The following is a 21,303-nucleotide window of genomic DNA, read 5'->3' on the forward strand; positions in this document are numbered from 1 at the left end:
GGACCTATCCGGTCCTCTCTAGATGTTAGCTTTTCGTCACCCACTACAGTTGACAAAGAGCCTTTAAATGTTAAGTATGGCTGATAATTTGGATTTAGATAAATCCGATCAAATAGTTTTAAAATAATAGAAGAATTCACCGACATAACGATGTTTTTCTTTAAATCAAACGGCTCTCGTCCGTATACACCAGTTGTCCCCAATAAACCTAGTGGACTTGTTTTAGTAGCGATGCGAGTATAGTAGTTATACAAAAAAACATCCATTTGACGTTGCTTTTTATTGTGTTTTTCAACATCTGTTTTAAGTAATTTTTTTATTTTTTGATAAAGAGTTTGGTCAATCATTTTCGTATTTTTAACAAAATCAGGATATTTAGATAAACCTGCCATGATTAACTGTTTCTCATTTAGATACTGTTGATGAACCAGCTTTTCAACCTTGTCTTCATTCTCGACAATTTGTCTTTGATATTCAAAATAAGAATCAAAGATAGTGGTCAGTTTAGACGGAAGCAGTGAGGATATTTTATGATATTTATTGGCTAACTCACCGCGATTATTGTAAAAATCATGTGAAAATTTAAGTAGTCGTTGTTTATTTTTGCTTTCTGGAAAATCTTGAATCACCTGATTTAGTTCTTCGATTCCAGTTTCATGGGTCAATTCTAACTGTTCCACTAAATGAGAGTATTCAAACTGATAAGTGCGTAACGTTTGAAAAAACTCTTGTTGGAAAATCTTAGAAAATTCTTTATTTGGAAAGTTTGTTTTTCTATAGTAGATATTCTTAACCATTGATTCGTTCAGTCTCCTTTTCAACCAATAATATCATCACATACCATCCTCGTAGCAAAGTAGCTTTTGGGGTTATAAATTTCTGTGTATGGATAGCGTGACCCTTGTTATAGGCGCCAATAAAGAAGTAGCATGTCGCCACATTCAATTCCTTACCATAAACAGAAAAGTCATCACAAGAAAATATGAAGGGAGTCTCTACTACCTTTATGACTTCACTTTGAGACAATTTTTGATAAACCCAGTCATAGAGCGCTACATCATTGTGTAACACAGGGTAATTCATAACAACTTCATTTTGATACTCAACATTCAACTGGTCCAAAAAAATTTGTTGTTTAATCTTGCACTTTTCAGAAGTTTTTGCTCTAAAAGTAATATTAAAAGATAGTTCTGTGGAAGATACATTGTGAGATCCATTAGAAGAAAAATTTGTAATTGTACAATGAACATCTGGTTCATTCATTTTTTCTGACAACAAAACCAACTTAGCAAATAGCCTTGCTGCACTTTCTCCTTGATGGCTTACATGTCCACTATCCTTTAATAAGAGTTTTAAACGACATGTCAAACCTGCTGCTAGAACATCTCCCTTATTAATTGATACATAGTTAGAATACAAATCCGAGGTGACATGGAGAGCATACATTTTTGATATTGAAATATTGCTTTCTTTCAGAAATTTGCAAACTTCTTTTGCGCCACCGTATTTTTCTTCACTAGCTTGAAAAATGAACAAAATATTTAATTTTGGTTTATTTTGGGCTACATAGGTTGCAAGTTCTAATTGAATACTAGTGTGAGCATCATGCCCACACCCATGGTAATAGACTTGAGCACTCTCATTAATTTCTACCGCATCCAACTCTGAGCGAAAGGCTAGGTCATAGTACTTATCTTGCTCTTCCCGCCCTCTATATTGATAAATCAATCCTAATTTTCCTTCAGAAATTTTTTCAAGATTCACTTTGTGTAAAATCCGTTTTACATAATCTTTTGTTTTTTCCTCAGAAAAGCCTGGTTCTGGTTGATGATGCAACCATTCATAGTGTGCAAATAACTGATTTGAAGCAAGTCTATCCATTACTATCTCCTATTTATTTGTAAAAATTTATTTACAATAACTGTCACAAGTCCAGCAATAAAAACATAGAGTGTAATCACTAGAAAAGCTTGTAAGAAGTTTTCGGCAGTTTTATGTAAAAGCACCTCATTGTAATAATAACCAGGGAAAAATTTTTGAATTGTTACAATTATGTCTGGCATTTTCATTGTACTCATGATGTTTGGTGTAATATTCAACATCATAAAGGCGAAGAAGATTGGCATAGAGGCTGAAGCCAGCGTCTCATCATTAAAGGTTGTTCCTAGTAGAAAACCGATTACAATATAATAAAAACCAAAATAAAGTAATAAACTCGAAATAGAAAGATATGAATCCGTTACTTTTAAATTTCCCACTAGAACCCCTGCCAAGGTTATGAAGAGTAAAATCAAAATATTTAAAATGGTTTGTGCCAATACACTGTCAAACATATAGTGTGCATAAGAATATGGAGAGATTTTATCCATGATACGGAAATACCCTTTTTCTTGTATTGTGCTATCCAATTTTTCAACAGAGAAGGATTGGGTAGAGCATAATCTAAAGATACACTTTTTCGTGAACGACCTTTAAGCAAAACTTTATTAATTATTTCTTCCTTTAATTCGGGAGAATAGTAACGATTCTTCCCTTTTTTGACGATTTCTATTCCGTAACGTTCAATCAACCTCACCATATATTTTAGTCCAGAAACATCCACACCAAATCTTTTTGAAAGCTCTTTGAAGCTTCTCCCCTGTTTTCTCAGTATATATATCTGAATCTTGTCCTCATAAGTTAATTTCATAATAAAAACACCTCAAAAGTTAGATTTTTTCTGTCTAACTTTTGGGGTGCAGTTCATTTTTAGGGTGTTTTCATGCTGCAAAAGTGATACTAACAATACCCTTCGCATTTTAAACAAAGTCAAATAGTGAAATTTCTTCGTAAACTTCTACTTCTTCTACCTCTGTAGCAACATTGTCATTATGTTCTTCAGTCATTCCAAAGAGTTCAGAAATACTTTCTAGGAAGTCATCAGCCATATCAAGAACTTCCTGTGAAACAACAACATGAGTCGTTTCTTCAACGGTTTCTTGAGCCACTACTTCTTCCTCGAAGGCAGCTTCTGCTTCATCTACTGACTCATCGATAGCTTCAACAAGTTCGCTTTCTTCATCAGGATCATAGCTAGCACTATATTCCTCAGTGATTGAGCTAACTTTTACATCAGAGTCCCCATCCATTTCTGGATGGTCTGCCTTATATTGCAAGTCAAAAGCATTGATTGCTTCTTCAATTTGTTCTACAGTAGGCTTCTTAGACTCGTTCTCGACTTCGATAAGAGGATTAACAATGGCACGTTTTGCTGATACATAGTCAAGACGAGCTTGGTCTGCAAAAACATCTGCAGCTTCTCCTCGCTTAATAGTTTCTGAACAACGTTCAATGTTTTCCTGTAAGAGTTTGGCTTGTTTATCCATACCATCAATAACATTGTTGATACGCTGGATAGTCCCAATACCACTCGCAAAGTCTAGACGAACAGCATAGCTATTTTGACCAATAATATGCAGGTCAAGCATGCGTTCTGGTTGCCAAGGTGATTTTTGTTCCAACGCACGAAGGACAAAACCACGATAATGAGCAAGGGTTGTCATTTTCATATGTAGTGGATCAGAGGCAACATTCATTTGCATAGCATAGTTCAGTTGATTACCTGCAACATCTTTCTTAGTTGCCTCGTATCCATCTGGTTCAAATGTCATAACAAATGGGTTATGTTCAACCTCATATTTCTTACCATCTTCTTTTTCAACCACTTCTTTCCAAGGTTTTGTCTTTTCTGCAAGCTCTTTATCCTGGACTAATAGAGAAAGTTTCTTCTCATAATTTTCCTTATCTTTAAGGGCTTGCTTAATACGTTTTTGAGACAAAGCAATATCACGTTCCCAAGCCTTACGACGATTAGACAACAACTCAAATTCGTTATCAAGTTCCATCTTAAGTTTAAGATATGGATTACCTGTCGCAATGGCTTTAAATTCAGAGGCTGAAAGTGTTTGCTCGTCAATATCCTCTGAAGCTCGCATCGGTGTACGACTGGTCATGATTTGCGTAATATAACGGAGCTTTGTTTCTTGAATCTGCCAAAGGTAGTTATCAAAACTTCCCTTGGTGATATAGTGGAAAATATTTACCTTACGATAGATATTTCCTTGACGAACCAAGCGTCCATTACGTTGGATAATATCAGACGGTTTCCAAGGCACATCGAGATGATGAACAGCTTTCATACGACGTTGTACGTTAAGGCCGGTTCCCCCTTTTTCCGTTGAAGCCATGAGAATACGAATCTCACCAGCATTCATTTGACGTTGAAGTTGGAGCTTAGCCTTTTTGTTAGCAGCATCGTGAATAAAAGCAATCTCTTCTTCTGGAATCCCACGTTCAACAAGCAAATCTTTCAACTCTTGGTAAACAGAGAAACCCTTGCCTTTAGGAGTTCCAAGGTCAGAGAAAATCATCTGTGTCCCTTTATGCTTAGTTTCCATCTGATAAATCTTATCCACTCGCTCAACTACTTGCATGAGTTTATCTGCATCAGCTCTTACATAGAGCTCTGCATTAAGCAAACGCATATCTAAAGCCAACTTTCTGGCTTCACTAGTGATTTTGAGCATGTTATCTACACTAAGATCTACACTCCCATTTTTAACGCGGTCTGAGCGTTCTACAAGCTCGTCCAAATAAACCTTTTGGTTATCAGTCAACTGACTCTCAACCGCTACCTTTTCTACCATAGGAACTGGAAGATTAAGGTCTTCAGTCATTTGGATATCTGCAGTCTGACGGTAAATTGCCATTAGCTCAGGGAGATTCATAAATTTAGCAAAGCGTTTACGTGAGATGTACTTATCTCCAGTAGGAGAAAGCTCGAGACTATTCTCAACAATCCCAAATGCACCAACCCAAGCGTCAAAGAAACTGACACCGAAATGTTCCATAACATCTGGTTGAAGGTAATTCATCATGGTATACATTTCACTGATAGAGTTGGAAACAGGCGTACCAGTCGCAAAAACAACATGACGTGTATCATGCTCTTCCTGAAGCACGCGCACCTTCATTTCCATATCCATATTCTTTTTTGAGGTACGGTTGGTAATACCAGCAACGTTCCCCAAACGTGTCATAGGACGGACATTCTTGTACCCGTGGGCCTCATCAACAAAGAGCATATCAATACCAAGGCTTTCAAAGTTGATAAACTCATCAATACCAGTCTTGTTTTCAAGCAACGTTTCTAAGTTTGCCTCAAGACTTCTACGCATCGATTGTGCTTGCTTGAAAGTAATTTTGTCGTCATTAGCTTTTGCGTAACTAATGATCTCATCAAGCTCATCAATCTTTTCTGAAATAAAGACTTGTTCACGTTCTTGTGAGACACGAACTTTCTCAAATTGAGAATGTCCAATCACAATACCATCATAGTCGCTCGTTAGAATACGAGAAACGAACAAGCGACGTCGTGACTTTTCAAAATCCTGCTCAGTCGTAACAAACACTTTCTTGGTAGGGTAGAAACGCATAATTTCTTGACCAAATTGTGCTGTTAGACTAGATGGAACCACAAACAATGGTTTATGAATAAGCCCAAGCTCTTTCATCTTGAAAGCTGCTGAAATCATGGTTAGTGTCTTACCAGTACCCACTTCGTGAGCAAGCAGTGCACGTCTCTCTTCAAGAATACGTTGTACGGCATTATTTTGGTGAGGGCGAAGCTCTACACCTTTAGCCAACCCATCAAACTCCAAGAGACTTCTGTCATATTGACGTGTCACATAGCGATTAAAAACTTCATTGTAGGTATCTTCAATCACTTCTTGGACTGTTGGGTTTTCATGAATAAAGTTCTTAAAGCTTTCTTGTAGAACACGTTCACACTCACGTAGGTTTGCTGTAGCCACTTCATCAACCTTACGTATAGGGTTTTCAGTCGTACCAAAGTTACGCATGATTGTTGATTGATTACTTGTAAGCAAGTGGGCCACAATATCTGTTGCGTGTGAGTAGCTTTTATTGTACTCATCACATAGACCTAAACGAAGGTTAGATTGACGACTCATATAGCAGTTTAACAAGCGTTCGTTGAAACCTCGTCCGATTCTGGATTTCACTAATAGTGCTTTAGCTTCTTCAGAATGGAGACCAACCTTTTCATCCAACAATTCATTAAACACCCATTGAGATACGACGTTACTAGGAATCCAGCTAGAACCAATGCTGAAATCAATATCAGATAAGACAACTGGTTCTGGTACAACAGATAAAATCAGTTCCAAATAACGTTCCCAATCCGCTTGTGTATCTCCGTCTTCAATGAGAGAGTGAATGCAATCACGTTTAGCAAGAACATCACCTGAAAGGAATTTATCCTTGGTAACATAGTGTACAGTCTTATCATCAATATAGCGTTCCACATCAATCATCACTGTCTCACCTAGTTCTGAAATCATCATATCTTCTGAAACATCTGGATATACAGAACTCATGAGGTTCAAATCAACGCCACGACCTTCTGAAAGCGACACATTCAAGGCTTCTACTGCTGACATCACTTGATGGAGGTGTTTTTATTGAGATAACCATACTTCTTCTTGAAAGTATCGTAGGCTTGATTAAGTGTTGCAAGCAGTTGTTTGAATTTCCCTTCATCATAGTCTGTCGTCATTTGAATATCAATAATGGCTTGATAATCATTTTTGATAGCAACCATGCCACGAATACGCTTGTTTTCTGTATTCGTAAGGGGTGTTTCATAGAAATAAATACCTTTGTAAAGCCCTTTACTTTTAGCTGCTTTATAAGGTGTTTGACTTACCCATGTATTCGTAACAATATTAGGGTCTGCTTCTACTGCTGCTTCAAAGTCTAAAATGGCTTCTTCTTTGTATTTATCATCATATTTTACAAACTGTCCTTGTTCGTCTTGATAAAAAATCATTTCAGCTGCACGTGAGCTAGGACGGATAGACGTGTTATCACGATAATAGACACGTCCATTTTTATCAAAAGCATACTCGTTCTATCGAATGTCAAGTAAAGTAAGTAAGTTTTGGTCAAAATGATTCACTTCTTCTTTAAGGATAATATCCCGAGATTATAGTCTCTCTACTTCGAAAGGCACTGTAACTTTTGATAGTGCTTCTTGAAGCTCTGAAGCTAAGTCAAAAGAGCTATCTACCACAAGATCCAGTGTTCCACCATTGAAATGACGTACTTGATAATCACCTAGGACACAAGGATTTTTACAAATAGCATCCTGGAAGAAATAGGGATTGAGTGAGACACGTTTATCAAAGGGAAGTTTATCTCTATCTGAAGACCAGAAGTCGATATTATTATCGGGAACAGGGATAAATGCTCCTTTTTGGAAAAATAGGATATCTGTTACCACTCGTGTTCCAGCATCTTTAAAAGCAGTATTTGGTAAGCGGACACCACCTAAAAACTGAGTTCCGATACGACGGAGTTCTGGCAGAATGGAACCAGCACCCTTATCTGCAGTACCAGTTGAAGTGATAGCAGCAACCATCCCATGATAGGGTACCAAATCAATAGCTTTCTTAAAGAAGTAATCATGAATACGATAAGGTTTATTATCATAAGCTTTATCGACAATGCGAACATCCGCAAATGGAACATTCGTAATGACCAAGTCAAATGGTGTCCCTTCAAAGTTTACTGTTTCAAATCCTTGGACTAAAACAGTAGCGTCTTGATGAAGGTGTTTAGCAATAGCACCAGTAATGGTATCAAGTTCAATTCCATGCAAAATGATTAATCTTACTATCAAAGAAATCATTAGCAACTCCTCCCCAACCAACATAGTTAGAGAGAATTTCTTGTTCGGCACTATCAGCTAGACGGTTATCTGCTTCGAGTGCTTTCACAAGTTTAATGGCAGAAAGGTTAGCTTGAACCTTTTCTGCTTTAGTCATTGTTTTTGTATTAATTTTTTGTTCTTCCATTGTTGTTCTTTCTCCTTAAAACTAAAAAAGACCTGTTGTAATACCAAGTCTTTCTTTTTAGTTGTAGTATTTGTTTATACGACTCAAAAATATGTAAGCCTCTCGTGTTTTCCTTTTTTTGAGGAACTCAATAAAACTATCTTGAATGTCAAAAGAGAATGCTCCAGACAGTTCACATTGCTTATCAAAGCCTTTGCTGACTGTCATAGCTTTACTCTTACGAATAGCTACATGCGTAGGCATTGTTCTGGGAAAGGTAACTCCTAGAGAGTAACCAAAATCAAACAAAGTTAATAGATATGACGGTTCATTTTTAGAAAAGATAATCCCAAAGTTATTCCAGTGTCTATCAACATTTAAGGTTAAGCGATCAATCTCAAAGAGTCTGGCAAATATCGAATCAAGCTCGGCTTCTGAAAAACCAATCTCAGCCAACTCTTTTTTCAAAAAGTTATACTGCTCTTGAGTTTACTTCTTGGCTATTTGTTCGATATCTGATTCCGTATACCCCCTTTGTTGCAGCAAACGAAACATCGTAACGAAGCTTCCACCTTCTGGTATGAAATTTTGTGAACGACAAAGATCACTACCTACTTTTTCGTAAGGTACATAATCTTCAATCCCACAACTTTTCAAAAACTCATAGACCAGAAACTCAGCTTCAGCCTCCCCACCAAAAAAATCTCTCTTATAGAAATAGTCATCTTTCAACCATTTCTCTTGAGTTCCTTTGCTAGAAGTAAATACAGTCATAGTATTTCTCCTATTTTCTACTTAAATTAGGATGATGATCTTCTAAAACAAATGGCTCATCATTTAGTTCTGGTATTGATACCCAATAAAAATCATCGGTATCAAAACCGTGTGTCATAGCAATTTCGTGCCAGACATCGGGAACTGTATAGGTATAACCTAAAAGTTCCTTTCGTTTTTTTCGTCCAAAATCAATTTGACGCACTTTTAGAAAATCTACCATACGTTCATAGGTGAATTCTGTGTTCAACAAAAAATCATCTTTCCTTTCAAACGTATCTAAGGTTTTACTGATTGTATCAACCAGGTATTTTCCAATCATCTTTTTATTATTATAAAGAACAATAGTCAACTTCATGACGTTTCTCTCTGAATTATACATGAAATCACGTATAGTGTTATCTCTAGTATAACATGAAAACGCAGTTGACTCATAATGAGTTCTCAGTTTCATTTTTTCTCCCCTTATCTAAAACTCAATTTTAAGCTTTCCACAATGGGCTAAAAATTGTTCTGCTTCTTTCTTAGCCTCTTCATCTGCAGCCTTGTTCCTTTCTCCCCTCAGTTGAATAATCCTATTATTTTCAATTCTAGGGTATAAAGAGGAGTTTCTTTGTCAGTTTTATCACGTACGAAGACAATAATAGAGGAACCGTAGACAAAGTGTTCCTTTGTATACCTTCCAACACAGTGATGTAGGTGTTTCTCCTCTCTGACAATTTCACTTTCATTTTTAGGAAAGATAAATGCATACTTGTCAAATGTTGTCTGAGCCTTCATCATGTTTGCCAAGCGTTCAGCTGTTACAATTCTCAACTTCGCCTCTTTCTTTTCTTCCTCACGTCGCCTTTTCTCCGCTCTCAAATTACTTACGGCATTAGTTACACGTAAATGAGTCCCATGTTCTAGTTGATTCTCGAGAAGAAACGAATAATTTTCGACAATCTCTGTATGTTTGTTTTCCCAATTTTTAGGTATAACTACATAATCTCCATCAAATGAAATTCCCAGAGCTTCTACCATTTCTCGATAGTCCTCATAATCACGAAGACATACCTCACTCTTCATCATCCAATTAATGAAACGAATTGGTTTCATCGTGGATGGTAAGATACTATTTAAACGCTTAATTAGTGGCGTCCTGTTAGGAACCATAGCATTTATAAGCAACTCGTATAAACCCTCGAACGTTCGACCATATTGTCTACGCATATCTTCCTCGAAAAATGCCTTTTCGATATCCATATCCGTATTTTTTAGATACTGTTTATTCCTTCTGAGAAAATTCATAGTAACCCTACCCATATTTGCATGCTTATGTCCAAGACTACATGAGTAATAAGAACTATAAAACGTAGTACCTACCAATTCTTTGACGACTCCACGCGCCTTTATTTTTTGAGCGAATTCAATACATTCTCAATATTTATAGATATGAGGTAGCACTGAGCTTATCTCAAAATTATCTTTAATCACGTGTCCAAAATCTAAATATCTCAACTCAGATTTTGTTTGTAACTTCTGAATAAGATTTTCCATACCACCATAAAGCGTATAGACACTAAATGCACCAGAGCCAAAAAAGAGAGCATTTCTCTGATTTTGGAATCCAGTACTATAGACTTCTTTACCTTCTTTAGCTGAAAGATATGGATCCCAATGTGCTTTCACCATCTTATTGTTGGCAAGCTGATAAAAGTTATAAAGGCTGACGTCAAACTTTTCTTTTCCATCAACAATATTTTGAGTGATAGCATACATTTGCATTTCAATGCGTTTCTTTGTGACTCCCATCCAGACAAAGTAAAAAATATCTCCTACAAAGGTTAAACGGCTGTTAAGTGATAAGCGTTTTGTAACCTTTTCCGAGAATTTTTTTCGGTCGGAAGAGATAATTGTCTTAGACTTATTTGACCATTCATAGATAGGAAAATTATTCTTCGCCCATTTGAAAAATCCGTTAGGAACTTTTAAACGATTATCTACGATTTCTTGAATATTCTCTGCTTTTGTCATTGTTTTTCTCCTTAATTAATAAAAAATGGCCCTAGGACCATTTTTTATTTTGTTGTTGTTAAAATTCGCCTTCTTCAACAGATAAATCTGAAAAAAGATCTAACTGTTTCTTTTTTGGCTTCTTAGCTGGTTGCTTGGTTGATTTCTTACTACCAGTAGTCATATTACCTACGACTGGTTTAGTCTCAACCTTTTCACCGGTAAAATACTCTTTAACCCAAGAAAAGACTGTGGCATCATCAACCATAGCACCCTGACCCTCCCTATAGTCAGATTTACTGGCTTTTCTGATGCAGTAAGCCATAGCATCCTCAGTCGGTGTATGTGTTTCAGCCATTTCTTCATCAAAATGGCTTACTGCCATGAAGCGGTCAAAAGCATCAATCTTAATTGTACCAGTCATTGTTTTCTCCTCTTTTATTTAATCAAAGCTACGTTTCGTTTTCCATCTTTTCCTTGTTTCATTTCTAAAACATCGTGTGGGATTGAAAAGTCATCTTGATAAGCTGTTGTAACGACATTTATTCCTGCAGAAACTGCCATAAGTACTACTTCTACTTCTTCTTGCGTATTAGCTTCACCAATAAACAAGACATCAGGGTTGGAGCGTAATACAAAAGTCACGAGATTTTTCAATTCCATACCGTTAGCCTTATTGACTTGTAGTTGGTAAAAAGACATTTCCTTAATTTCAACATGTCTTTCAATTGTTACTACTTTACCTTCTTTAAAAGCTTCAGCAAGTAACGAGTAGGCTAAAGTCATTTTGCCAACACCTTCCGGACCAGTAATGACATGCAAGCCTGGAATGCGTACTTGTTCAAGCACTTCTTCCATACAACTACTACCAAACTCACTCAAAGAAATTCGTCGCTCATTCACATGAATAAGTCGAATAGACATTGTTTCTAGTCCTTGAAAATTAACTATCGTCGATATCCTAATGGTGATAACTCTACCATCATCCAACTGATAGTCACAAGTTCTTACCTGACTACAACGTTTTTTTGTTACGTCCATATCAGCCATAAATTTAATATAACCAAATAGAGCATCCGCATCTTCTGATGAAATGAAGTCATGGACCTGTTTAACATCAGAATTTCTAAATGCTACCTCGTAATCTTAACCATGTGGGAAGAAGGTAATATCTTGGATATTATTATCGATAACTTCTTTTAAAATATTGTTTACAATCATTGTTTTTCTCCTCTCAGAACTCAAACAAGGTTAACTGTTCTCCTTCAGTTGTTGGTTTATCTTCAAGTGGCTTTCGACAAGCTACTAGTGTTTTTGGATCCTTCTCTACCTTATAAATAGGTTGCATTGCACAATAGTTCTCAAAGAACGTGTCAAAAAATGAGAACAAAAGGTGTCGACATTGCCTCAAAGCCCTATACTCTAATCGAGTATAGTAAGTTGCTTCATCAGATAGCAGTTCTGAATCTTTGGTATAAGTTTCAAAAACCCACCATTCAAAGCCACGTGCAAACACTTCAGTCGGTGTCAAATAATAATCCAACTTCTTCTTAATATGAACAGCTTGAGCTAAGTCCGTTCTGGTTTTCTCTGCTATTTGAATAAGTTTCAGCAAGCTAGCCTTGTAGATATTACGAATATCTTTAAAGCTATGTGAAGTAGAGCTAATGATACCTGATTGATCATACGTATAGTCTAGATAATGACTATACTCATGTATAAATGATGAGGAATCTCTTACATCAACTGCCATGATATTTAACCCTGGCACATAAAGTCCGCTTGCTTTATGTTTTCCAAGCTTTCGGAATTTGAGTTCAGGTTCTACAGTAGAATGAGGTAAGTGATTACACAACTTCTCCCATTATTTCTCTAGAACCCTGAATTTCTCCTTGTCAAAATCACTACCTCGATAACGCTCGGTATCTACTTCGACTTTCGAAAACCCTAAATCAAGAAATGACGTATTACTGTTCATTTCATGATCTTGAAAGATTTTATCCTCACGTACACTGGCTATCGTCTTAGTTGACTGATTAACATATTGTGCATTAAGGTTAGCTGTCTTTTGGATATTTCCATAATAACTACATTCCTTGTAGATACCTTCACTATGGATAGACATCAATTCAAGAAAGCTAAAAGATACTAGTCCATACCTCGTTTGAGAACTACTCTCTCTCCAAAAACTTAGGTTTTTCTTCAAAGGTACTCTGACCTTTGAAGCGTCGATAATGAGAAGATACAAAGTGCGTTTGGTATCTTCTGCACTTTTAGTAGCAGGTAATCTACTTCCATGAAGTGTAAGAAGAATCTGTTCACCGAAAAGGTGTTCGTGATTTTCTTCATCTCTCAAACTCATACCCTCAAACAGTCTTTTTAACGTATTCGAAAAATGAGCTTGATCATAACCAATGGTTTCGATATCACCCATGATGTCTTTGACTTTATAGGCTGTATAGACATTATCTTGTCCGAATACCTCTACTGCTACTGCTCCGACTTCTTGAGAAAAAAGTTCCTGACTTTGATATCTGCGAATATTCGCATAATAAGTACAAAACTTTCTCACGATATCTTCAGCTTTATCAGTCTCTTTTATCTTAGGAAAAGTGACTTTTTTAGTTGTTTGTTGTGCTACTGCTAGTAAATTTGCCATTGTTTTTCTCCTTAATAGCAAAAAGGAAGGTAAAGCTTAAAGCTACTACCTTCCTCTTTCTCTTATATGTACTATGTACGATACACTATGAACTATACATAGTATGACATACAATTTATTGCGTAAAAAAAGGAAACCTAATTATTGTTACCAAGTTTCCTTGCAAAATCTCGTTTATGTCTTTTGTGACTCTCTATATTTCGAGAAATATCATTCTTATCCCAGATTTGTAATTCCCAAGGATAATAGAAATGACTCTTGTTTTTAAAGTAGAGATGGATGCCAGTATAATCTTCAGTATCTTTTAAATACCAATTTTTAAGACCGTATTCTTCCTTCCAATCATCTAAACGATCCATCACTTCAGTAATGACAGATGTTGGCAAAATGACACGTGCTCCAAAAATATCATTTAAAACCGAATTTACTAGATACCCTTCTGCTCTTTTAGTAAAACGCTCAATCTTATCTAAAATAGATTCAGATGTCTTCATTCGATAGAAGTAACTAATATCGCTGACATCTGCCACCATCAAATAATCGTTGATAGATTCGTGCAGATTCAAACGATATTTTAGAATCTCATCAACTGGCACCTTCGCAAAAGTGTGATTAAGATTGACTTGAGCAAGTTTACCACTTTCAAAATACTCCTCTGAGTACTTTTTATGAATGGTGTTGATTTCAAAGATCAGTCGCTCTACTTTCTTGATATTCAACCCTTATACGTTTCCAAATAATTTTTCTTCATTATACCATATCCTGTTTATTATACGTTTTGAACTTAATCTTTTCTTCTGGGGAAGCTTTCAAAAGGAAATCATCAATTCCCTTTTCGTGAGGCCAGATTAGAGCACGAACCATACAAGTCTGCTTCGTAACTAGATCTTGAACCATGTCATACATACGTTCAAATACCGAGTCATTATCCTCAAAGTCTTGGTCAAATGCTAGATAAATAGGTTTGACCTTTTTGAGCTCAGTCTTTCCGATAAAGTCCGAGATAGGACGCCATGCTGCTACTCCTGCCATAGAGATGACACAGATATTTCCCAATTGAGAAAGATGAGTGTTTTTCGCAACTGAGGCGGTGATATCTCCTTTAAGCAAACCTTCCGTAACTAGAAGGTTATCAACCTTACTCATAAGGTTGACTTTAGCCTTGTCTTCATCCGAAAAACGTGCTTGTTCTAAAATAGCATCAGAATAAGCAAAATGGGGAAAAGACTTAGCACTTGTTCCCTCTGGCTTATATGCTGACGATACAAAGACATATTTTTGCCCTTTTTTAAATGTCAACTCAAGTCCAGAACGAAGTTTAACACTAGTTTCCTTAGTTATCCCACTTGCTAATTCGTGTGATGAACCTTTAGCAAACACATACCAATCGAAACTTCCATCTTCATTTTGGAAGACTTTAGCAGTACGTGCATTTCGTCCCTCTTGAAAGGTTTCGTTTACTTTGGCTTGATAACTAACGTTATCAAGACGTACTTGAAAACCTACAATTTGTCCCCATGAATTGCGACATGGAATTAGGATTCCATCTTTTGATTCAAAAATAGGACATTTTGCGTTTTCGTTCCAATAGAAGCCAGGAACTCCACGCCAAGCATCTTTAGGAAGCCCATTTGCAACAAAGAGATTTTCCCAAATAGTTGCTGGATGAGATACTGTTGTATCAACCTGCTTCTGACGTGTTTGCTTTGTTGATGAAGCGTAGCCACGCAGTGCAATGGTCTCAACAGAAAGACCTCGTTCCGCACTTGTTAAGTGCTTGACATGGTCCTTAGTCAAACCCAACACATCTATCACAAGAGAATTTACCTTGTGAAGTGTAGAGATACTTGCCAAAGGTTGACTTTTCCAACTAGGTTTAAAAGTTACCTCTTTCGCTTTTTTAGGGTCCAAATCATAAATAGTCCCAGCACTACCAAATTGTGGTTTGTCTAGGTCAATCTTTCTAGCACAGACAGCCTTAGTCTGATCTGCAAAAACTAGACACCAATCTGGTTTCCCACAAATAGGACAAGGGTAATCACGTCCTACCCTAATCATTTCGGTTTGTCCAATCGTAATAATTTTTGTCATTTTTTCTCCTTATAAAATATAACATTGTTGTAAAGTGACCTTGGAAAGTCTCAAACACCTGTTCGTAGCCTTTCCTCCGTTTGCCGACAAGTTAGAGTTGGGAACATCTGTTCCTCACCACTAATCATCGAGATATCGCCTTCCTTTTTTGTCCATCTACCTAAACTCAAAACAAAAAAAACATAACAAAGAAGCCGGCAAGCCTTGTCTCAAAAAACAAGGATGCACATACCTATGGAAAACCATAGGAAACTTCTCGTTATGCTTTTATCTGCTAATAACGTTTGTTGTAGCCTTTCAAAAAATTAAAGGCAAATTATCTCGTACCTGTTGTAAGCGTCAAGCCCCTTCTTCTGTCTGATGGCTTAACTGATAGCTAAAAGCTAGTACGCTCCCTTTTAACCCAATCAAACATGGTATGCTTATCGCCGTGACAGAACCAGTGGTCGCACCTCCTCTTCCATGTTTACTTTTAAAATAGTCACTTGACTATGAATTCACCGTTAGAGGTAGTGAAAAAGATATAAATATAATTATTTATGACTTTAGTATAGCAAAGAGAAACTAACATTACAAGTAAATCGTTATTCGAATTATAACTATATATACTACTCTTCATTGTATTATATACTATACATAGTCTATACTTTACAACACATTATGTATAGCTCACCATTCGTAACAAACGTAGAACCAAACGTCATGAAATAAAAACATACAAGATACATTGCTAAACTATGTATCTTGTATCGTTAACCACCTATTACGCTCTTTATACTATTTTTAATATGTAACTTATTAAACAATAAAATGTAATCATATATATAGTTTAAAATGTATCGTTCACTATACATCGTAGACTATCTATCGTAGACTATATACCGTATACGATAGATAATAAACAATATATTATTTACACTACATAATATATCGTGTATAGTGATGTACTTTGATGTTCTTGATTTTCATAAGTATCTTATAAATGATATACGATACAATGCCTAACTATACATTATTTAGCTATATACTATACATCGTCCATAATACACGATAAAAGATTTGCAATTTGTTTTGTTACTCATTTATATATAGTAATGCTATGTATAGTGTAGTGTGCAAATTGTATTATGTTTGAGTTAGAACTCGAGCATAATACACTATATATCGATACATTATGTATAATATATATTTGTAAGATACATCGTCTATTATATATTTTCTTTTTTTAGATAATACATAGTGTATCGGGTATAACTCTTGTTGTAGTTTGAGACACTGTAATATGTTTTGTTTTTGAATAGTATATAGTAAACGATACACTATGTATTAGCTAATCCGTGATAACCTTGTTAGGCCATATATTCTTTTATATACTATACATAGTGTATCATGTATTGTTTACGATATATCTTACACAGTACTTGCTAATAGATTTCTATATGGTATACTTTAAGTAGTTAATTATATGTATCGCATTGTTATACATAGTGTATCGTACATATCGGATTGAAAGGAGTAAATATGGTTGCAAATACAATCGTAGTGATGGATGAAAAAGGAGGAGCAGCCAAAACAACATTAAGTTTACTATTGGCTCAAGCTCTAGGAAATGCTGGTTATAAAACGTGTGCAGGTGATCTAGATGGTCAGTGCAATCTAACTACGGCAGCAGGAGTGAACGAAGACGAACAAGAAGGGATTTATTCTGTACTAAAAAAAGAAGTAGAAGTAGCTGATGCTATTGTCCCCGTGGACGGATATGATCTGCTTCCAGGTAGTAAGCTGATGAAGAACTGGGAGAGTGAAGCTTCAGGACTAAAAGATAGGGATTTTCGTTTAAGGAACGTAGTTCAAGATATCAATGATTACTACGATTTTGTACTCTTTGATACACCTCCGTTTTTTGGTGTTTCTACAACAAGTACCCTTTTTACGAATTCAAAAGTTTATGTTCTTATTCCTACTACACCTGATAAGTTTGGGATTGAAGGTGTAAAAGATACAATCGAAGATATTGAAGCTGTTCAAGAAGGATTCTCTTTCTTTGGAATTGATATTGTTATTGCTGGAATCGTTATAACTCAGGTTGATAAGGGGCCAGGCTTTAGTAAAAAATCAATTAAACAAGTCAAAGCAAGAGAAGCAGTAGCAACTCTTGAGAAAATTGCGGAAGAACATAATACTAAAGTTTTTGAGCAATACTTATTTAATAATAAACAATACAAAGATATGATTGCTAATCAAGCAAATGTTTTTACAAATAGTGGCTATAGCATCCCTCAAAAACAAATCACAAATGTTATGAATGAACTAATTAAGACGATTGGAGAACACAATGGCGAAAAAGCTTAATACTATCCAACAAAGAAATTATAATAACCTTTTAACAGCTGTTGAATCAAATGATCGCACAACAGCTAATGAAGTATTTGACCGTTTTTTTAAAGGGAAAGAGATTGAAGAAGTAGTAATTGATAAACTTAAGGAGAAGCATGATATTGCCTATCTAACTGAAGCAAGTGTAGAACCCAAAAAAGCTGCTGTTTCTCCTAAAAAAGTAAATATTGTTACTCAGAAAAAAGAAAAACACAAAATTCCTACTAAACTTGAACCAGCAAAAACTCCGGAAGAAAAAGTGCGTTCGAATCTAAACATGACACAATTATCAATGTCTCGTTTTAGTGCATTAAGAGCTGTTTTAAATAAAAAAGACCTCAAAGGAGAAAATGGCAATTATCCTAAACGTGGAGGATCTGATAAGCTATTCACTGAAATGTTAGATCAGATGTATCAACTTCTAGATGAGGAACAAAAGGAGTTGTTTAATACATTGGTAGAAACTGAGATGAGTTTTAAGTAATCTAATTTAATATGTATTTATCATACAAAAATGTAGGTAACTCGTATTGAAATCATTTTTTGCATACAAAAGTGTAGGTAATTACTACACTTTTTGTTTTGTTGTGATTTAGAATATAGTTGAGAGAGAAAATAGTGATGTTATAAAGCTTAGTATTATTAATTTTGTTTTAGTAATAATAGTTTAAATAGTATTAAGTAGTATTAAGTGGTTAATTATAGTAACTAAGTAGTTAATTATAGTTTAAGTAGTAGAACTTCTGAAACCCTTGCTGTTATTGAGGTAAGCGTACATTTATCCTATAAAACTGTATGTATATCCTACAAATTGGTAGGTATATCCTATAACTTTGCATGAACGTCACACAAAGTTGTATGTTAAGTCTACAAAAATGTATGTATGTCATATAAAATGGCAGGTGTATCCTACAAATCGGTATGTATGTCCTATAAAGTTGCATGTTAAGTTTACAAAAATGTATGTATGTCATATAAAATTGTATGTATATCCTACAAAATGGTTGTAAATTTAAAAAAATACTATGAAAATCAGAATATTAGTGATATAATATCATACAAAAGGGTTGTAAATTAATATATTTATACCCTATCACATATTGCAGTGAGTAATTAGCTTATAGTAAAATAATTACTTTTATTTAAAATACAACCAAAATGTATGATGAATGAACTAAGAGAGGTAGAAGCATTTGGTAGAGAATAGAGAGTTCAGAGAAATCATCAAATATGATAATAAGTTTACCCAAATGTTTCAACTTGGAGACCTTTCACCTCTTCAAGAAAACATGATTTATTCTATATTTGGTGAGTTGCGAGATGTTTATGACGAAAACGAAGCAGCAATCTTTTCTTATTCGAGTCTGGCAATGTTAGCAGGAAATACATTTTTCAGTTCTAGGGAACAAAAGATTGTTCCTAGGACTGGAAAACGATTTGAAACTACAGTTGAGGAACTAGAGGAAAGAATGACTAAAATTGTATATCGACATCCCGAAAAAGTTGTCGATGGTAAGGTAGTCTCTTACACCTCTATTCCACTATTCAAGACCTTTAGAGTAGACCATGAACATAAACTCATTAAAATCCATTTGTCTGATGCGGAATATACTGAGTATGAAGAAGTTACTACAGAAGATGGAACAAAAGTAAAAGTAGAGGTCAAGCGTACAGTTAAAGATCTTTTCAATAACCCTGAGTGGGGTAAAAAAGCTAAGTACATTCAGTATGGGCGTGATTACCATAACTTATTGAAGAGTAAGTATTCTAAACGATTATTTAGACATCTAGCGGACTGGCGTAAAACTGGCTTTGTAAAAGATACAGCTGAAGAGCTTGAACAAGAAGTTTTGATTTTGGATAGCCCTAGTTTACTTCGTTCAAAGGGTACGAAGCTGCAGCAAGCAATGGATGAAATTAATACGCTATTAGTTGATGAGCATGGCCTTCCTGTAATACAGGATTTAACAGTAGAGCGAATCAAAAAAGGAAAATCTATTACCCATTATATTTTTAGATTTAAGCCATTCGATGATGATTTGAGACGTATTGTTGCCACAAATGATAAAGTCATAACTTTCGAGAAGAAGAAGGAATTAGATATCAAGCGTAAAATGGCTATCGTGATGGAAAAATTCTACACAATCTTTCCTAAAGGAAGTAAAGCGGACAACTATAATAATAAGAATCAATTTAAACATTGGCTTGAAACAATGGACCATGAGCTAGTCATTGAGGCATTGGAAAGAACAGGAAGTGACGGAAACCGTACTTTTGGTTGGACAAGAACCTTGCTCAATAAATGGGAAGTAGCAGGATACACAAAACTTTCAGACTTGAGAGATAGTCATTCAACTAATAAGGATAACCGCCCATCAAATGTTCCAGACTGGTCTAATCCAAATTATGAAAACAGAACAGATGAAAAAGACCGTTTAAGACTAGTAGTAGTAGAAGTTAGATCAGTTATTAAATTGGAGCTCTCTAAGACGTCAGACGAAGACAATAAGGCAAATATTAAACATTTAGCAGATAATCTGTTACGAGAGAAACTGTCGGAACTTAAAGAGGAAGGGTTGAACTCCCTGTCTGAAAGCCGTTTTGAAGAAACGAGAGAACAACTTTTAGCTGATATACTGAGTTATTTTAAAATATAACATCAGATATGTTTTAGAATAGATTATATAGGCTCTTTGTCAACTGTAGTGGGTGACGAAAAGCTAACATCTAGAGAGGACCGGATAGGTCCTCTTTTTATGTATGTTCAGAGTGATTAAGATCCGCTTCCTAAAGTTGATGAAGTTTCTAAAACCAAATCCTAGACGTTTGATGTCTTTGATCAATTTATTAGTTGCTTCAAGTTTTGCGTTTGAATAGTCCGTTTCTAGTGCATTTTTGATATATGGTTTTTGTCTAAGAAAGGTCCTAAAGACTGTTTTGAAGTAGTGATTGACGTCTTTTAAGTTTTCTTGAATGAGTTCAAAAAACTCATCTACTCTCTTCTCCTGAAAGTGAAAAAGTAAGAGCTGATAAAGTGTATAGTAGTCAGTAAGCTCTTCTGAAAAGTCTAGTGTTTTCCCAACAACTTCATGTGGACTTAAGGTTTGGTGGAATGTCTTTGAATAAAAAGAGTTGAGAGATAACTTACGGCTGTCCTTTTGGAAGAGTCGCCAATGATTTTTCAAGGCTCGATAGGGTAGAGACTTCTTATCAAACTGGTTCATAATCGCAATTCTTGTCTTTAAAAAGGCACGACCAAGGTGCTGGATAATGTGGAAACGATCAAGAACAATTTTGGCGTTTGGAAAAAGTCTTTTGGCAAGTGGAATATAAGCTCCAGACATATCCATCGTGATAAATTGCACCTGTTGGCGAACTTTTAATGGATACTTTAAAAAGTAGTTTCGTATAGAGGTTTGGCGGCGATTATCAAGGATGGTTATGAGTTCATTTGTCTCATAATTCTGCGCCACAAAAGCCAATTCCCCTTTCTTGAACCCAAACTCATCCCAG

Annotated in this window: 18 protein-coding genes and 5 pseudogenes; 3 read left to right on the top strand and 20 right to left on the bottom strand. The window is 35.6% G+C overall.

All coding sequences use genetic code 11. The features are described 5' to 3' along the window. The 19 genes and pseudogenes from ADF62_RS08440 to ADF62_RS08505 all read right to left on the bottom strand — a co-directional run. Positions 1-797: pseudogene (locus tag ADF62_RS08440) on the bottom strand (lantibiotic dehydratase); the annotation flags it as partial. Continuing rightward, entirely contained in the window at positions 790-1,881 is a 1,092-nt protein-coding gene (locus ADF62_RS08445) for a M20/M25/M40 family metallo-hydrolase (RefSeq protein WP_048788587.1), read from the bottom strand. The pseudogene ADF62_RS08440 and the gene ADF62_RS08445, both read right to left, overlap by 8 nt. Positions 1,882-1,883: 2 nt before the next feature. Beyond that, entirely contained in the window at positions 1,884-2,369 is a 486-nt protein-coding gene (locus ADF62_RS08450) for a hypothetical protein (protein WP_239665017.1), read from the bottom strand. A gap of 2 nt (positions 2,370-2,371) precedes the next feature. Further along, positions 2,372-2,689: pseudogene (locus ADF62_RS11225) on the bottom strand (IS3 family transposase); the annotation flags it as partial. A 1,164-nt stretch (positions 2,690-3,853) separates the two neighbouring features. Continuing rightward, positions 3,854-5,780 (bottom strand): annotated as a pseudogene (locus tag ADF62_RS11925) (SNF2-related protein); the annotation flags it as partial. Between the two features lie 719 nt (positions 5,781-6,499). After that, a complete protein-coding gene (locus ADF62_RS11590) occupies positions 6,500-6,889 on the bottom strand; it encodes a hypothetical protein (RefSeq protein ID WP_239665019.1) in 390 nt (129 codons plus the stop codon). Between the two features lie 156 nt (positions 6,890-7,045). Next, positions 7,046-7,750, bottom strand: a complete 705-nt coding sequence (locus ADF62_RS11595) for an SAM-dependent methyltransferase (RefSeq protein WP_239665020.1) — start codon at positions 7,748-7,750, stop codon at positions 7,046-7,048. Beyond that, entirely contained in the window at positions 7,707-7,916 is a 210-nt protein-coding gene (locus ADF62_RS11600) for a hypothetical protein (RefSeq protein WP_239665021.1), read from the bottom strand. The genes ADF62_RS11595 and ADF62_RS11600 overlap by 44 nt, the downstream gene beginning before the upstream one ends. Positions 7,917-7,973: 57 nt before the next feature. Continuing rightward, on the bottom strand, positions 7,974-8,363 hold the full coding sequence (locus tag ADF62_RS08465) for a hypothetical protein (RefSeq protein ID WP_048788589.1): 390 nt from the start codon (positions 8,361-8,363) through the stop codon (positions 7,974-7,976). Positions 8,364-8,384: 21 nt separating this feature from the next. Next, entirely contained in the window at positions 8,385-8,669 is a 285-nt protein-coding gene (locus tag ADF62_RS08470; RefSeq protein WP_048788590.1) for a hypothetical protein, read from the bottom strand. 10 nt (positions 8,670-8,679) lie between these two features. Continuing rightward, entirely contained in the window at positions 8,680-9,027 is a 348-nt protein-coding gene (locus tag ADF62_RS08475) for a hypothetical protein (RefSeq protein ID WP_239665022.1), read from the bottom strand. A gap of 203 nt (positions 9,028-9,230) precedes the next feature. After that, positions 9,231-9,767: a PcfJ domain-containing protein gene (locus tag ADF62_RS11605; RefSeq protein WP_239665023.1), complete on the bottom strand. Its 537-nt coding sequence runs from the start codon at positions 9,765-9,767 to the stop codon at positions 9,231-9,233. A 321-nt stretch (positions 9,768-10,088) separates the two neighbouring features. After that, entirely contained in the window at positions 10,089-10,685 is a 597-nt protein-coding gene (locus ADF62_RS11610; RefSeq protein ID WP_239665024.1) for a hypothetical protein, read from the bottom strand. Positions 10,686-10,743: 58 nt separating this feature from the next. Continuing rightward, positions 10,744-11,088 carry a Cas9 inhibitor AcrIIA9 family protein gene (locus tag ADF62_RS08485; protein ID WP_048788592.1) on the bottom strand — a complete coding sequence of 115 codons (345 nt, stop codon included), beginning with the start codon at positions 11,086-11,088 and terminating at the stop codon, positions 10,744-10,746. 14 nt (positions 11,089-11,102) lie between these two features. Next, positions 11,103-11,795 (bottom strand): annotated as a pseudogene (locus ADF62_RS08490) (ATPase, T2SS/T4P/T4SS family); the annotation flags it as partial. Positions 11,796-11,898: 103 nt separating this feature from the next. Further along, entirely contained in the window at positions 11,899-12,417 is a 519-nt protein-coding gene (locus tag ADF62_RS11615) for a hypothetical protein (protein ID WP_239665025.1), read from the bottom strand. Positions 12,418-12,528: 111 nt separating this feature from the next. Further along, positions 12,529-13,323: a hypothetical protein gene (locus ADF62_RS11620; protein WP_239665026.1), complete on the bottom strand. Its 795-nt coding sequence runs from the start codon at positions 13,321-13,323 to the stop codon at positions 12,529-12,531. 137 nt (positions 13,324-13,460) lie between these two features. Continuing rightward, positions 13,461-14,042, bottom strand: a complete 582-nt coding sequence (locus ADF62_RS08500; protein WP_048788593.1) for a GTP pyrophosphokinase — start codon at positions 14,040-14,042, stop codon at positions 13,461-13,463. Positions 14,043-14,073: 31 nt separating this feature from the next. Further along, entirely contained in the window at positions 14,074-15,414 is a 1,341-nt protein-coding gene (locus tag ADF62_RS08505; RefSeq protein WP_048788594.1) for a DUF3854 domain-containing protein, read from the bottom strand. A gap of 1,521 nt (positions 15,415-16,935) precedes the next feature. Between ADF62_RS08505 and ADF62_RS08510 the strand changes: the two genes are divergently transcribed. From ADF62_RS08510 to ADF62_RS08520, 3 genes are all read left to right on the top strand, one after another. Beyond that, positions 16,936-17,766, top strand: a complete 831-nt coding sequence (locus tag ADF62_RS08510; protein WP_048788595.1) for a ParA family protein — start codon at positions 16,936-16,938, stop codon at positions 17,764-17,766. Then, positions 17,750-18,274, top strand: coding sequence for a hypothetical protein (locus tag ADF62_RS08515; RefSeq protein ID WP_048788596.1), 525 nt, complete (start codon positions 17,750-17,752; stop codon positions 18,272-18,274). Before ADF62_RS08510 ends, ADF62_RS08515 begins: the two co-directional genes overlap by 17 nt. Positions 18,275-18,983: 709 nt before the next feature. Beyond that, on the top strand, positions 18,984-20,447 hold the full coding sequence (locus ADF62_RS08520; protein ID WP_048788597.1) for a replication initiation protein: 1,464 nt from the start codon (positions 18,984-18,986) through the stop codon (positions 20,445-20,447). 70 nt (positions 20,448-20,517) lie between these two features. Here ADF62_RS08520 and ADF62_RS08525 read toward each other — a convergent pair. Continuing rightward, positions 20,518-21,303: pseudogene (locus ADF62_RS08525) on the bottom strand (ISL3 family transposase); the annotation flags it as partial.

This window comes from Streptococcus sp. 1004_SSPC (assembly GCF_001069025.1).
GTDB classification, from domain to species: Bacteria; Bacillota; Bacilli; order Lactobacillales; family Streptococcaceae; genus Streptococcus; species Streptococcus vestibularis.